Raw genomic sequence first — 14,129 nt, 5'->3', positions numbered from 1 at the left:
CGAGCCGAGCGTGCCGTCAGGCCAGCCAGCCAGCCCGTCAGTCCAGCGCCAGCCACCCGGTCAGGCGGCCGAGCTCCTGCGCGATGTCCGCCGGTGTCCGTCCGTCCGTCTCGACACGGACGACGTCGTCGGCGACGGCGCGGTCGAGGTGCCGTGCGGTCTCCGCGCTGCGGCGGATCTCGTCGAAGGCAGCCGGACCGCCGGCTCGTCGGCCGAGACGGTTCCCCACCACCTGGTCCCCGGCGCGCAGCAGCACCGCGGTGACGAGGGGGTCCTCACCGATCGCGTCCGCGAGCACGGCCGACTCGAGGACGGAGACGGTGTTGGTGAAGACGAGCCGGTGGTGCTCCAACGCCCGCGCGTTCGCCCAGATGGCGGCGAGGTTCCGCGCAGCCAGATGTGCCTCCGGGTGCTCCCGGTGCGGCGGTGGCCACGCGAGGTCCAGGAAGTCGCCCTCGATGAGGACGTGTCGGACACCGGCTGTCGCGAGCATGTCGTGGAGCGCGATGGCGGTCGTCGACTTGCCGACGCCGGATCGGCCACCGATCAGCAGTACCTCTGGGCGGTTCACCGTCGAGATCGTGTGGGCCACAGCCGGGTCCGGGATCAGTCGAGCCCGAGCGACAGCAGCACCATGGCCGCGTCCTCGGGGCCGTAGTCGAACATGCGGTCCCAGAACGGGTCCGCCGCCCAGGGGACGTCGCCGTCGACCGGCGTGCGGTGCGCGGTCTCGACCAGCCAGTCGACCTCCGGGACGACCGCCTCCGCGAACCGCGGCGGCACCCACCCGAGGGAGCGTGCGGCGGTGGTGTCGAGCACGAAGGGTGCGGGTACGGACCACGGCGTGAGCCCGACGAAGGCGGGGGCGTCCTCACCGAGCAGCACCTCGTCGAAGGTGTGCCCGAGGTGTCCGGCGACGGTCCGGACGATCTCGAGCACGGTCGGCGCGGTCTCGTCGGCCACGTTGAGGATGCGCCGGTCGGGGGCGTCGGCGACCAGCCGGACCAGTGAACCGATGCCCGACGCGGCCGTGGTGTGGTCGACCCCGCGGCCCTCGTCGGCGAGCAGGATGCGCTCGCGGCCGTCGAGCACCCGGCGGACGACGAACCACTCGCGTGGACGACCGATGCCGACGCCGTGGACCTTCGAGGGGCGCAGGACCGTCACGGGTGCCCCGTGGTCGAGCAGGACCTGCTCGGCGGCCACCTTCGCGGCGCCGTACCCGTCGCGGCTCGTCGGGTCGGCGTCGCCCGGGGTGACCGTCGGCTGCAGCTCCGTGACCGCACCGCCGAACACCGGCTTGTCCAGCGAGTTCGCGTGTCGGCCCTGCTCGTCCGCGTACACGGCCTTCGACGACACGAAGACGGTCGACCCGACGTCGTCGAGGAACGGGGCGAGCTGCAGGGCGTCGTCGCGGGTCACGCCGACCGTGTCGACGAGCAGGTCCGCGCCCGGACGGAGCAGTTCGCGGAGGAACGACGTGTCGCGGCGGTCTCCCGGGCGACCGACCGCGCCACGGGCGAGGAGCTCGTCGGCGACCGGTCCGCCGCTGCGCGAGACGACCTCGACCTCCCAGTCGTCGCCACCCCGGCCGGACACGTCGAGGAGTTCGCGGACGACCTGGGAACCGATGCCGCCGGTACCGCCGAGGACGACCGCGCGTCTGCTGCTCATGCGGGCAACGCTAGCCCGCCGCGGGGAACGGACTCCGCCACCCGAGCATGAGGCGCCGCTCCGTCAGGAGGCGATCGGCTCGCGCCACCACTCGGCGAGCGACCCGTCGTACACGCGGACCTTCTGGTGCCCGAGCACGGTCAGGGCGAGGGCGTCCACGCACGAGGCGCTGCCGACACCGCAGTACGTGACGACCTCGTCCGCTGTCAGGACCGGCGCGAGGGCACGCTTGAGGTCGGGCTGCCGCAGGAGGGCGTTCGACCCGTCGAGCAGCTCGCGGACACCGATGGTCGTGCTGCCCGGGACGATCGGCGGGTGGTCGTCGCCCAGGACGGACGGGTCAGCGGCCATGACGAGTGCCGCCGGCTCGGAGCCGTCCACCGCGCGGAGGACCCGCGCGCGGTCGGCCCAGAGCGGACGTTCTTCGCCCGCCACGAACGCGTCGCCGTCGCTCGACGGCTCCGGTGTGCGCGACAGGGCGCCGATCCGGACCGGGCGTCCTTCGTCGCGCCACTTCGGGAACCCGCCATCGAGCACGGCCACGGCGTCGAAGCCGAACGACCGGAAGATCCACCAGAGGCGGGCGCTCCACTCGCCGACGCCGTCGTCGTAGACCACGATCGTGGAGGCGCGGCTCACCCCGAGTGCGCGGGCTGCGGCCTCGAAGCGGTCGACTCCGGGACGGGTGAAGGGCAGGTCCGCCCCGCGCGCCGAGAACTCGTCGATCAGGTCGGCGTAGACGGCGCCCGGGACGTGACCGCGCCGTTCGTGGGCGTCGCGCGCCGAGTGCCACGACATGTCGAAGCCGATGCCGTCCGTGTGCACCGAGGCGTCGAGGACGAGGAGGTCGTCCGCACCCAGGTGGTCGGCGAGCCACTGCGTCGACACGAGCGGCGAGGTCAGGACGGGGGCCATGGGCACACCGTAATCGACACCACTGACCGATGACAGGGGTTCAGCAACAGTCCGACACAGGCCCAGGGGTCCAGTGTCGATCGCAGCGTGATGTGGTTTGCAACAGCGCGAACGCCGGTCGGCTCCGCAGATCCTGCGGGGGCCGACCGGCGTTCAGCGGTCGTGGGTCGTGCGGTGGTGCGGTGCTACGGGGTCAGTGCGCGGCGACCGGGACGCTGCCGGTCGTGTCGGAGCCGGCGCGCGCGAGGCGGGCCAGACGGACCGACTGCCGGTTGATGAGCAACCCGCTGGCGATCGCGACGAGCACGAGCACACCGGCGGAGATGCCGAACGCCGCGTGGTAGCCGTCCAGCGTGGCCTGTGCCTGCTGCAGCTTGGTCGGTGCGGCGGTCAGACCCGAGAGGCTGTTCTTCACGACGTCCGCGAAGATCGTCGACAGCAGCGCGGTACCGATCGAGCCACCGATCTGCTGCATGGTGTTCACGGTCGCGGAGGCGACACCGGCGTCGGCGCGGGCCACACCGGTCGTCGCGGTGTTCATCGCGGACGAGAAGATCGTGCCCATGCCGAGCCCGATGACGATCAGCGCCGGCAGGACGGTGCCCGCGTAGGAGCTGTCCAGGTCGGTGCGGAGCAGCAGCAGGAGCCCGGTCGCGGCGACGAGGCCACCGGCGAAGATCAGGACCTTCGGGCCGACGCGGGGCAGCAGGCGGCCACCGATCTGCGTCGCGGAGATCATGATCGACAGCGGCATCGGCAGGAAGGCCAGGCCGGTCTGCAGTGCCGAGAAGCCGAGGGTCTGCTCGAGGTAGTAGGTCAGGAACAGGAAGATCCCGAACATGCCGATCGCCACGAGGCCGATCGCGACGAAGGAACCACCGCGGTCACGGTCGAGCACGACGCGCAGGGGCAGCAGCGGGTGCGCGACGCGGGTCTCGATGAACACGAAGGCCGCGATCAACACGACACCGACGGCGAGCATGGCGATCGTCACCGGGTCGTCCCAGCCGTTGGTCTCGGCGTTCGAGAAGCCGTAGACGACGCCGACCAGCCCGAGGGTGATCGTGACGACGCCGAGGACGTCGATGCGGGGTCGGTCGGCCTTCGGCGGCTTGACCATGAAGACGAGCGCGCCGATGACACCGAGGACGGCGAAGACGACGTTGACGTAGAGGCACCAGCGCCACGAGGTGTACTCGGTCAGGACGCCGCCGAGCAGCAGACCGATGGCCGCACCGGAGCCGGCGATCGAGCCGAAGATGCCGAACGCACGACCGCGTTCCTTCGGGTCGCGGAAGGTCGTGGTGAGCATGCCGAGCGCCGACGGGGCCAGCAGCGCGCCGAAGGCACCCTGCAGAGCGCGGGCGGCGACGAGCAGCCCGAACGAGTCGGCGAGTCCACCGAGCACCGAGGCGAGGGCGAACCCGACGAGCCCGATGATGAAGGTGTTCTTGCGGCCGAAGAGGTCACCGAGTCGGCCGCCGAGCAGCAGCAGGGAGCCGAACGCCAGCGAGTACGCCGTGACGACCCACTGTCGTTGGTCCGTCCCGAACCCGAGGTCCTGCTGCGCCGAGGGCAGCGCGATGTTCACGATGGTCGCGTCGAGCACGACCATGAGCTGCGCGAGGGCGATGACCGCCAGGGTGATCCAGCGGTGGTCCTTGCGCGGTGCGGTGGCACCGGATGCGGTGGCACCGGATGTCGCGGGCGCCGCACCGGTGGGTGCGGGCGCTGTCTGTTCTGCCGTCACGACAGACCTCCTTCGAGAAGGGGTGGAGGGTCTTCGCAGCGCGCGCCGTCGGGCGCTGTATTGAGGTGGTGGAACCGGATGCCAGGCATCCGGTTCGGTCTACTGTAGACCAAAACGGAGCGAGCGCATCCGCTTGTTCCCAGAAAGTTCAACTACGGTCGTCACGTGAGCACCACCGATCAGCACGCCGACCTCGAACGGCCTCTCCGCGCCGACGCGGCACGCAACCGCGAGCTGATCCTGCAGACCGCACGCAAGTGCTTCGCCGAGCGGGGGCTGTCGGTCACGCTCAACGACATCGCCCACGAAGCCGGCGTCGGCGTCGGCACGGTCTACCGTCGGTTCGCCGACAAGGACTCCCTGATCGAGGCGCTGCTCGCGACGAAGTTTGACGCGATGAACGCCGCCGCCGAACGTGCTGCGGCGGAGATCGACCCCCGCGAGTCGCTGCGGCTGTACCTGATGGGCGTGTTCGAGTTCCGGGCGAGGGACCGTGCCCTCGCCGACGCGATCGTGCGAGCCGGCAAGGCCAGACCGTCGATCGTGCACGAGCGCGACCGTCTCGAACGGCAGGTCACCGCGATCATCGGCCGCGCTCGGGACGCCGGCGTCGTCCGGGTCGGCTTCGACTACCGCGACCTGCCGATGCTCACCACGATGATCGGTGCCGTCGCCGACGCCACCCGCGCCCACGACCCGGACGCCTGGCGCCGCTACGCGAAGGTCGTCATCGACGGCGTCCTGCCGCCGGTCGACCCGGACGGCATGCTCGGCGCCCCCCTGGACCGCGAGACCATCGAGCGCGCACTCCACGCCCAGTCCTGACGGGCCCGAGGGCTGACCGTCACAGCCAGCTGGGCAGCCAGTAGTGGGACCGGATGAAGTCCCACGGCGCCTGGATCGCCGACCACAGCGGGTACCAGTACGCCGACGCGAGCACCACGACGACCAGGTAGACGCAGAGCCAGATCAGCGCCCGGGTCCGTCGTTGCCGAGGGTCGTCCCGCGAGCCGATCAGGTGCCCGATCACCGCCGCCAACGCCATCACGAGGAAGGGCTCGAAGGCGATCGTGTAGAACTGGAAGACCGTCCGGTTGAGGTACACCAGCCAGGGCAGGTACCCCGCGGCGATGCCCATCAGCACGATGCCGTACTCCCACCGCCGCCGGGTGACGAGCAGCACCAGCAGCACGACGGCCGCGATCACCGAGGCGTACCAGACGAACGGGTTCGCGATCCCGGTGATGGCCGCTCCGCATCGGTCGGCCGCGCAGCCGTCCTGGCCCGCGTTCGTACCGACGTAGTACATCGAGGTGGGCCGCTGCATGAGGAGCCAGAGCAGCGGGTTCGCCTGGTACGAGTGCGGCGTGTGCAGGCCGATGTTGAAGCCGTAGATCTCGGTCTGGTAGTGCCACCAGTTCTGCAGGCTGTCCGGTACCCAGGCGAGCACCCCGGTCCAGCGCTGGCCGCCCGTCCCGATCCAGTCCCGGTCCCAGCCGCCGCGCGTCAGGAACCAGCCCGCCCACGACGCCACGTAGGTGACGGCGGCGATCGGCACCGTGAGCAGGAAGGTCACGGGGGCCTGCTGCAGCGCGGCGCTGGACGACCAGAACGCCACGCCGGCCCGACGGCGGAGCAGCATGTCGCTCACCACCGAGTACACGGCGAAGAACGCCAGGAAGTACAGCCCGGTCCACTTCGTCGCGGTCGCCAGGCCGAGCGCGAAGCCCATCGCGACGAGCCACGGTCGCCACCACAGCACCGGACCCCAGAGTGTCGGGCGGCCGGCCGCAGCCTTCCGGTCGATCCACCGGTCGAGTTGTCGGGCGGACCACCGGCGGTCGAGCACGAGTGCGCCGAACCCGAGCACGACGAAGAACGTGACGATGCCGTCGAGCAAGGACACCCGCGACATCACGATCGCCTGCCCGTCGACCGCCAGGAAGCCTCCCGCCAGCGTGCCGATGAACGTCGACCGGAACAGGGAGCGTGCGATCACGGCGGTGAGGAACACGGTCGCGATGCCGAGCACCGCGACGGTGAACCGCCACCCGAAGGCGTTGTCCGGCCCGAAGAGCAGCATGCCGAGGCCGATGAGGTACTTGCCGAGCGGTGGGTGCGCGATGAACTCCGCGGCGCGCGAGTACAGGTCCGTCTGCCCGTCGGCGAAGCGGTCGTCCGTCGTCGTCGCGCCGTCGCCGGTCGGGTTCGCCGGCCACGTGCCCTCGTACCCGAGGTGCACCAGGGACCAACTGTCCTTGACGTAGTAGGTCTCGTCGAACACGAGCGTGTGCGGCCGGCCGAGGTCGACCAGCCGGAGCAGGGCTGCGAGCACGGTGACCGCGATCGGCCCACCCCAGCGCCAGGCGGCGACCCGCCAGCTGACGGACAGCACGCGGCCCCACCAGTCGTCGAGCCGCGAGCCACGCGGGACGTCCGGCACGGTCTTCTGCAGGTCGGCCAGGTCCGTGGTCACCCGCAGCATCCTACGGACGCGAGCTCGCCGCTGGCCCGCGCCGTCCCCAGGTCACGGGCCGGGCGACGACAATGGGGTCGTGATCGTCCTCGCAGCAACCCCCATCGGCAACCTCGGTGATGCCTCCCGTCGACTCGTGGAGACGCTGTCGAACGCCTCCGTGGTGGCCGCCGAGGACACCCGGACCGCGATCCACCTGATGCGCGCGCTCGGCATCGAGAACCGACCCCGGCTCATCGCGCTGCACGAGCACAACGAGCGGGAGCGTGCGGCCGAGGTCGTCGAACTCGCGCGGGAGGACGACGTCGTCGTGCTCACCGACGCGGGCATGCCCGCCATCAGCGACCCCGGTTTCCCGCTGGTCGAGGCGGCGGCCGCCGCGGGCGTCACCGTCACGGCGATCCCCGGCCCGAGCGCGGTCCTCACGGCCCTCGCGCTGTCCGGGCTGCCGACGGACCGGTTCACGTTCGAGGGCTTCCCGACCCGCAAGGGGGGAGAACGTCGACGCGTCTTCGCTGCCCTGGCGGGGGAGCAGCGGACCATGGTCTTCTTCGAGTCGCCGCACCGGATCGCCGACACGCTCGGCGACATGGCCGCCGGGTTCGGAGCCGATCGGCGCGCCGCGGTCTGCCGGGAGCTCACCAAGATGCACGAGGAGATCCGTCGGGGCACCCTCGCGGAGCTCACGGAATGGGCGGCCGACGGGGTCCGGGGTGAGATCTGCGTCGTCGTCGCGGGCTCGACCGGGTCGGGTGACGACGCCACCATCGAGGACGGGGTCCGCCTGGTCCTGGAACGTGTGGCCGCCGGTGCACGCATGAAAGAGGCCGCCGCCGCGGTCGCCGACGCGACCGGTCTGTCCAAGCGCGACCTCTACGAAGGAGCGCTCGCCGCGCGCTGACCGGACCCGACACCTGTCGGACGGGAGGCCCGTGTCGGCGCCGCCACGGGCCTCCCGTCCGGTTCTCCACAGGCCGGGTGACCGCGCGTCACGGGGTACGGACGCGCCTCTAGGATGGTCCGCATGGCCGACGGCAGCTCGTTCTCGATCACCACGCCGATCTTCTACGTCAACGACGTGCCCCACATCGGGCACGCGTACACGGAGGTCGCCGCGGACGTCCTCGCGCGCTGGCACCGCCAGCGCGGCGACGACACCTGGCTGCTCACGGGCACCGACGAGCACGGGCAGAAGATCCTGCGCACCGCCTCGGCGAACGACGTCACCCCCAAGGAGTGGGCCGACCGTCTGGTCACCGACGCGTGGAAGCCGCTCCTCGACACCGTCGACGTCGCGAACGACGACTTCATCCGGACGACCGACGAACGCCACGAGCGCGGCGTGACGGCGTTCCTGCAGAAGCTGTACGACGACGGCTACATCTACGCCGGCGAGTTCGAGGGCTTCTACTGCGTCGGCTGCGAGGAGTACAAGCAGCCGAGCGACCTGGTCCCCGGAACCGGTCCGTACGAGGGCCAGCAGGTCTGTGCGATCCACTCCATCCCGGTGGAGGTCCTGGCCGAGCGCAACTACTTCTTCCGGATGTCCGACTTCGAACAGCGCCTGCTGGACCTGTACGAGTCGAACCCGCAGTTCATCCAGCCGGAGAGCGTTCGCAACGAGATCGTCTCCTTCGTCAAGCAGGGCCTGCGCGACCTCTCCATCTCGCGGTCGAGCTTCGACTGGGGCATCCAGATCCCGTGGGACTCCGACCACGTGCTGTACGTCTGGTTCGACGCGCTGCTGAACTACATCACCGCCCTCGGGTACGGCACCGAGGACGACGAGGCCTTCCAGCGCCTCTGGCCGAGCGTGCACATCGTGGGCAAGGACATCGCCCGCTTCCACGCCGTCATCTGGCCGGCGATGCTCATGGCCGCCGGACTGCCCGTCCCGGAGCGCGTCTTCGGCCACGGCTGGCTGCTCGTCGGCGGCGAGAAGATGTCGAAGTCCAAGCTGACCGGCATCGCCCCGAGCGAGATCACCGACACGTTCGGGTCCGACGCCTTCCGCTACTACTTCCTCCGCGCGATCACCTTCGGGCAGGACGGCAACTTCAGCTGGGAGGACATCTCGGCGCGCTACCAGGCCGAGCTGGCGAACGGGTTCGGCAACCTGGCCTCCCGCATCGTCGCGATGCTGAACCGGTACTTCGACGGTGCGGTCCCCGAGCGCGGCGAGCTCACCGAGTCGGACGCAGCCGTCGACGCCCTCGCGCAGGCCGTCACCGAGCGCGCCGACGCGTCGATCGCCGCGTTCGCCCCGCACGACGCCATCAGCACCGTCTGGGAACTCGTCGACGCTCTGAACGGCTACATCACCGAGCAGGAGCCCTGGGCCCTGGCGAAGGACGTCGCCCAGCGTGAGCGTCTCGCCACCGTGCTCGTCACCGCGCTCCGGGGCCTCGGCACGGTGGCCGTGCTCGTGTCCCCGGTGATGCCGAAGGCGACCGAGAAGCTCTGGGCTTCGATCGGCGCCGGTGGGACCATCGCCGAGCAGCGCATCGACCGTGCCTGGGAGTGGCAGGGCTCCGAGACGGTGACGCCCCTCGCGGCCGGGCTCTTCCCGCGCATCGAGCAGCCGGAGCAGGGCGCCGCGTGACCGACGCGCACGTCCGCGCACGCGGTGGCGACGGCGGTGGGCAGAAGCGGGACCTGACGTACCCGCCGCTGCCGCAGGCCCTCACCGTGCCGGTGTACGACAACCACACGCACATGGAGATCGCCGACGGGGTCGGGGACGGCGGCGACGGTCCGCTCGACTACCGCGAGCACCTCGATCGCGCCTCGAGCGTCGGCGTCCGTGGGGTCGTCCAGGTCGGCACGGACCTCGCCACCTCGCAGTGGTCGGCGTCGATCGCCGCACGAGAGCCCCGGGTCCTCGCCGCGGTGGCCCTGCACCCGAACGAAGCCCCGGTCCTCGACGAACAGGGGCTGCTCGACGAGCACCTGGCCGGCATCGCCGAGCTCGCGGCCCTGCCCCGCGTCCGAGCGATCGGGGAGACCGGGCTCGACTTCTTCCGCACGGGGGACGACGGCCGGGCGGCGCAGATCCGCTCCTTCGAGGAGCACATCCGCATCGCGAAGGACCACGACCTCGCGCTGACGATCCACGACCGGGATGCCCACGACGCCGTGGTCGAGGTCCTCGAGCGCGTCGGGGCCCCCGAGCGCACGGTCTTCCACTGTTTCTCGGGCGGCCCCGAGCTCGCGCGCCTGTGTGCCGAGCGCGGGTGGTACATGTCGTTCGCCGGCACCGTGACGTTCAAGAACGCGCAGAACCTGCGTGACGCCCTGCACGTGGCACCGCGCCACCTGATCATGATCGAGACAGACGCACCGTTCCTCACCCCGACGCCGTTCCGCGGTCGGCCGAACGCTCCGTACCTGATCCCGCACACGCTCCGGTCGATGGCCGAGACGCTGGGGACCGACGCCTCGATGCTCGCCGCGCAGATCACCTCGAACACCGAACTCGTCTACGGCGCGTGGGACGCCGAGCCCGTCACGGTGGTGCAGTAGCCGTGGGCGCACTGCTCGGCCCGGCGGAGATCCGGGAACTCGCGGCGACGCTCGACGTCACCCCCACCAAGAAGCTCGGTCAGAACTTCGTCCACGACGCCAACACCGTGCGGCGCATCGTCTCGATCGCGGGCGTCACGCCCGAGTCGGCGGTCCTCGAGGTCGGACCTGGGCTCGGGTCGTTGACCCTCGGACTCACCGAGACCGGCGCTGCCGTCACCGCCGTCGAGATCGACGCCCGGCTCGCGGCCCACCTGCCGACGACCGTTTCCGCGATGCAGCCCGACGCTCGCCTGACCGTCGTCCACCAGGACGCGATGCAGGTGTCCGCCGAGGACCTGCCCGTCGCACCGACGCACCTCGTCGCGAACCTGCCCTACAACGTGTCCGTGCCGGTGCTGCTGCACCTGCTCGCGACCTTCCCCTCCCTGGTCCGGTCGCTCGTCATGGTGCAGGCCGAGGTCGGGTACCGCCTGGCCGCCGACCCGGGCAGCAAGGTCTACGGCTCACCGAGCGTCAAGGCCGCCTGGTACGGGTCGTGGCGCATCGCCGGGCAGGTCAGCCGGCAGGTGTTCTGGCCGGTGCCGAACGTCGACAGCGTCCTGGTCGGGTTCGACCGGCACGAGCCCCCGGGCGACGAGCAGCTGCGCTCACGGGTGTTCACCCTTGTCGACGCGGCGTTCCAGCAGCGCCGGAAGATGCTCCGACAGGCGCTCTCCGGTGTCCTGGGTGGCAGCGCCCGTGCGTCGGAGATCCTCGAAGCCGCCGGGATCGCGCCGACGGCCCGCGGCGAGGAACTCGGCGTCGACGACTTCGTGCGTCTCGGCCGGACCGTCCTCGCGGCAGCCGGCACGAGCGACTGACCGAGCCCGCCCGACTGAGCCCGCCCCACCGAGGCCGAGCGCGCAGACCGAGCTCGCCCGACCGAGCTCGCCCGGACGTCCGCACCTGTGATCAGTGCTCGCGTCCCGCCATCATCTCGAGGATCTGCTGGTGGTTGCCGTTGCGCTCGGCCCAGCGCAGCGGCTGGACGTTCTCCACCAGGATCTCCGGAGCCGCACCGGACTCGATCAGGCCGACGACCTCGTCGATGAACGCGTCGAGCGGCATCCCGCCGAAGTCCTGGCCGCCCATCAGGTCGGTGGCGACGGCGGGCGGCGCGAGCTCGAGCACCTCGACCGAGGAGCCGACGAGCTGCTGCCGGAGCGCCTGCGTGTACGCGTGCACGCCGGCCTTGGTCGCGCTGTAGGTCGGGGTCGCGGTCAGTGGCACGAACGCCAGACCCGACGACACCGTCATGACCGTCGCGTTCGGGCGGCCGAGCAGGTGCGGCAGGAACGCGTCGATCAGCCGGATCGTGCCGACCAGGTTCGTCTCGACGATCTCGACGGCGTCCGTGATGTGCGCCGGGTCGCGGAGGTCCTCGTTCCGCATGATGCCCGACATCGTCACCAGGGTGTCGAGCGAGGGGTGGGCGGCGAGGACGGTCTCGGCGGCCTGTCGGATCGACTCCGCGTCGGCGACGTCGACCTGCACGGTGTCGAGTCCGTGCTCGGCGGCGATGGAGTCCAGGAGGGCCTGGCGACGGCCGCCGACGACGACGGTGCTGCCGGCCTGCTGGAGGCGGAGCGCGAGGGCCAGGCCGATGCCCGAGGTCGCGCCGGGGATGAAGACGGTGCTGTTCGTGATGTCCATGTCCACCACGATGCGCGGTGCGGGTCGGGGCAACCAGAGCGCCGTCATCGGGGGACCGCCGGTCCCTGGCACCGGTTGCGTCGACACCGCAGACTGGGCACATGGACCGTGCTGCCCTCGCCGACTTCCTCCGCCGACGTCGTGAGCTGCTCCGGCCGGAGGACGTCGGGATCGGAGCTGGTGCCCGGCGGCGCACCCCGGGACTCCGGCGGGAAGAGGTGGCGGCCCTCGCCGGCATGTCCGTCGACTACTACACGCGGTTGGAACAGCAGCGCGGGCCCCAGCCGTCGGAGCAGATGGTCGCGGCGATCGCCCGTGCGCTCCGCTGCTCACTCGACGAGCGGGACCACCTGTTCCACCTGACCGGGCAGAACGCCCCCGTCCGCATGCACCGCGCCGACCACGTCGACCCCGCGATCCTCCGAGTCCTCGACCGGCTGGCGGACACCCCGGCGATCGTCGTGAACCACCTGGGGGAGACGCTCGTCGAGAACCCGATGGCGGCGGCGCTCCTCGGCGCCTCGGTCGGACTGTCCGGCAACGAGCGCTACCAGGCGTGGCGCTGGTTCGTCAGCGGCACCGAGCTGACGAAGTACGCCCCGGAGCAGCACGAGCATCTGGGACGGGTCGTCGTGGCGTCACTCCGCGCCGCCGTGGGCCTGGCCGGACCCGGAGACCGCCGGGCAACCGAACTCGTCGCGGAGCTCGAGCGGCGGAGCCCCGAGTTCGCTGAGCTGTGGGCACTGCACGAGGTGGCGAGCCGCTGGTCGGACAACAAGACGATCGTGCAGCCCGAGCTCGGCCGGATCACCGTCGACTGCCAGGTGCTGCACACGGACGACCAGGCGCAGGCGCTCCTGCTGTTCACGGCTCCTCCGGGCAGCGAGGACGCGCAGAAGCTCGAGCTCCTCGGCGTCCTCGGCCAGCAGACCTTCGGCGCCGTCAGCGAGCACTGAGGCCCCGGTACGCCGTGCAACACCACGTCACACACCTGGCAGCTGCGATGGCGCCGTGCCTAGGGTGGGGCGGTGAGCACTCCGCGCGTGTACGTCATCCACGAGAACCCCGAGTGGTTCCCGCCGCTCGCCGCCGCCTTCCAGGCCGAAGGCGTCCCGGTCGAGGAGATCCTCCTGACCGAGGGGCAGATCGACCTCGCCGCCGAGCCCGAACCCGGCGTCTACTGGAGCCGCATGTCGGCGAGCTCCCACACCCGCGGGCACGAGCACAGCAAGGAGTACACCCGCGCGGTGCTCGGCTGGCTCGAACGTGCCGACCGTCAGGTCGTCGGCGGCAGCCACGTGCTCGAACTCGAGGTCTCGAAGGTCGCCCAGCACGGGCTCCTGCAGCAGGCCGGCTTCGACGTCCCGCGCACCACGGCCGTGTTCGGCACGACGACGCTGCAGCAGGCCGCCCGGAACTTCACCGATGGCCAGGACGTCCCCTTCATCACGAAGCACAACCAGGGCGGCAAGGGCCTCGGCGTCCGTCGGTTCGACTCGCTCGCCGAGTTCGACGCCTACGTCGACAGCCCCGAGTTCGAGGCCCCCGTCGACGGCATCACCCTGCTGCAGGAGTTCCTGACGGCCCGCGAGCCCTTCATCACCCGCCTCGAGTTCGTCGGCGGCGAGTTCGTCTACGCAGTCCGCGTCGACACCAGTGCCGGCAGCTTCGAGCTCTGCCCCGCCGACGCGTGCGAGGTGCCGCAAACGATCGCCGGAGCGGTCTGCGACGTCCCGGGCACCGAGACCGCGGGTGCCCCGCCGGCCTTCAGTGTCCGCACCGAGGTCACGGCCGCCCACCCGCTCGTGCAGCAGCTCCGCACGTTCCTGGCCGACCAGCACGTCACGATCGCGGGCGTCGAGTTCATGGAGACGACCGACGGCCGCACGGTCGTCTACGACATCAACACGAACACGAACTACAACCCCGCCGTCGAGGACGCGGCGCCGGCCTCCGGCCCGCGCTCCATCGCCCGGTACCTCGGTGGCCTCCTGGACGCCACGTACGCAACTGGCACGGCCGCGACCGCACCAGCGGGCGCAGCGGCGCACGCCTGACCTGACCACCCACCGGACGGGAGGCCCGGCTCGCCACCGG

At 71.1% G+C, this 14,129-nt stretch carries 13 protein-coding genes; 7 read left to right on the top strand and 6 right to left on the bottom strand.

The window, feature by feature from the left end:
• Window positions 1–37: 37 nt before the first annotated feature.
• From E9228_RS15390 to E9228_RS15375, 4 genes are all read right to left on the bottom strand, one after another.
• Entirely contained in the window at window positions 38–571 is a 534-nt protein-coding gene (locus E9228_RS15390) for an ATPase (protein ID WP_166781427.1), read from the bottom strand.
• 35 nt (window positions 572–606) lie between these two features.
• The gene (locus tag E9228_RS15385; RefSeq protein WP_166781426.1) at window positions 607–1,674 is read right to left on the bottom strand and encodes an NAD-dependent epimerase/dehydratase family protein; all 1,068 of its coding nucleotides are present in this window, start codon (window positions 1,672–1,674) and stop codon (window positions 607–609) included.
• A gap of 63 nt (window positions 1,675–1,737) precedes the next feature.
• Window positions 1,738–2,589 carry a sulfurtransferase gene (locus E9228_RS15380; RefSeq protein ID WP_166781425.1) on the bottom strand — a complete coding sequence of 284 codons (852 nt, stop codon included), beginning with the start codon at window positions 2,587–2,589 and terminating at the stop codon, window positions 1,738–1,740.
• A 193-nt stretch (window positions 2,590–2,782) separates the two neighbouring features.
• Window positions 2,783–4,339, bottom strand: coding sequence for a DHA2 family efflux MFS transporter permease subunit (locus E9228_RS15375; protein ID WP_166781424.1), 1,557 nt, complete (start codon window positions 4,337–4,339; stop codon window positions 2,783–2,785).
• 165 nt (window positions 4,340–4,504) lie between these two features.
• Here E9228_RS15375 and E9228_RS15370 point away from each other — a divergent pair, with 165 nt between their 5' ends.
• Window positions 4,505–5,164 (top strand): TetR family transcriptional regulator, encoded by a 660-nt coding sequence (locus E9228_RS15370; RefSeq protein ID WP_166781423.1) that lies wholly within the window; start codon window positions 4,505–4,507, stop codon window positions 5,162–5,164.
• Window positions 5,165–5,183: 19 nt separating this feature from the next.
• On the opposite strand, the gene E9228_RS15365 is transcribed toward E9228_RS15370, so the two are convergent.
• Window positions 5,184–6,815: a dolichyl-phosphate-mannose--protein mannosyltransferase gene (locus E9228_RS15365; protein ID WP_425248385.1), complete on the bottom strand. Its 1,632-nt coding sequence runs from the start codon at window positions 6,813–6,815 to the stop codon at window positions 5,184–5,186.
• Between the two features lie 79 nt (window positions 6,816–6,894).
• Between E9228_RS15365 and rsmI the strand changes: the two genes are divergently transcribed.
• The 4 genes from rsmI (at window position 6,895) to rsmA (ending at window position 11,200) form a co-directional block, all read left to right on the top strand.
• A complete protein-coding gene (gene rsmI / locus E9228_RS15360) occupies window positions 6,895–7,716 on the top strand; it encodes a 16S rRNA (cytidine(1402)-2'-O)-methyltransferase (protein WP_166781421.1) in 822 nt (273 codons plus the stop codon).
• 123 nt (window positions 7,717–7,839) lie between these two features.
• Window positions 7,840–9,417, top strand: a complete 1,578-nt coding sequence (gene metG, locus E9228_RS15355) for a methionine--tRNA ligase (RefSeq protein ID WP_166781420.1) — start codon at window positions 7,840–7,842, stop codon at window positions 9,415–9,417.
• The gene (locus tag E9228_RS15350; RefSeq protein WP_166781419.1) at window positions 9,414–10,337 is read left to right on the top strand and encodes a TatD family hydrolase; all 924 of its coding nucleotides are present in this window, start codon (window positions 9,414–9,416) and stop codon (window positions 10,335–10,337) included. Before metG ends, E9228_RS15350 begins: the two co-directional genes overlap by 4 nt.
• A 2-nt stretch (window positions 10,338–10,339) precedes the next feature.
• Window positions 10,340–11,200 (top strand): 16S rRNA (adenine(1518)-N(6)/adenine(1519)-N(6))-dimethyltransferase RsmA, encoded by an 861-nt coding sequence (gene rsmA, locus E9228_RS15345; protein WP_166781418.1) that lies wholly within the window; start codon window positions 10,340–10,342, stop codon window positions 11,198–11,200.
• Window positions 11,201–11,291: 91 nt separating this feature from the next.
• Here the strand turns inward: rsmA and E9228_RS15340 are convergent, their stop codons facing one another.
• Window positions 11,292–12,032 carry an SDR family oxidoreductase gene (locus E9228_RS15340; protein ID WP_166781417.1) on the bottom strand — a complete coding sequence of 247 codons (741 nt, stop codon included), beginning with the start codon at window positions 12,030–12,032 and terminating at the stop codon, window positions 11,292–11,294.
• Between the two features lie 101 nt (window positions 12,033–12,133).
• Between E9228_RS15340 and E9228_RS15335 the strand changes: the two genes are divergently transcribed.
• A complete protein-coding gene (locus tag E9228_RS15335) occupies window positions 12,134–12,988 on the top strand; it encodes a helix-turn-helix transcriptional regulator (RefSeq protein ID WP_166781416.1) in 855 nt (284 codons plus the stop codon).
• Between the two features lie 72 nt (window positions 12,989–13,060).
• A complete protein-coding gene (locus tag E9228_RS15330; protein WP_166781415.1) occupies window positions 13,061–14,089 on the top strand; it encodes an ATP-grasp domain-containing protein in 1,029 nt (342 codons plus the stop codon).
• Window positions 14,090–14,129: the final 40 nt, after the last annotated feature.

Source organism: Curtobacterium salicis (genome assembly GCF_011759505.1).
GTDB lineage: Bacteria > Actinomycetota > Actinomycetes > Actinomycetales > Microbacteriaceae > Curtobacterium > Curtobacterium salicis.
This window is presented reverse-complemented; position numbering and strand designations above follow the sequence as displayed.

Coding starts and splice junctions, on each gene's coding strand:
- E9228_RS15385 (WP_166781426.1), bottom strand. CDS start 1,674: ATGAGCAGCAGACGCGCGGTCGTCCTCGGCGGTACCGGCGGCATCGGT.
- E9228_RS15380 (WP_166781425.1), bottom strand. CDS start 2,589: ATGGCCCCCGTCCTGACCTCGCCGCTCGTGTCGACGCAGTGGCTCGCC.
- E9228_RS15340 (WP_166781417.1), bottom strand. CDS start 12,032: ATGGACATCACGAACAGCACCGTCTTCATCCCCGGCGCGACCTCGGGC.
- E9228_RS15335 (WP_166781416.1), top strand. CDS start 12,134: ATGGACCGTGCTGCCCTCGCCGACTTCCTCCGCCGACGTCGTGAGCTG.
- metG (WP_166781420.1), top strand. CDS start 7,840: ATGGCCGACGGCAGCTCGTTCTCGATCACCACGCCGATCTTCTACGTC.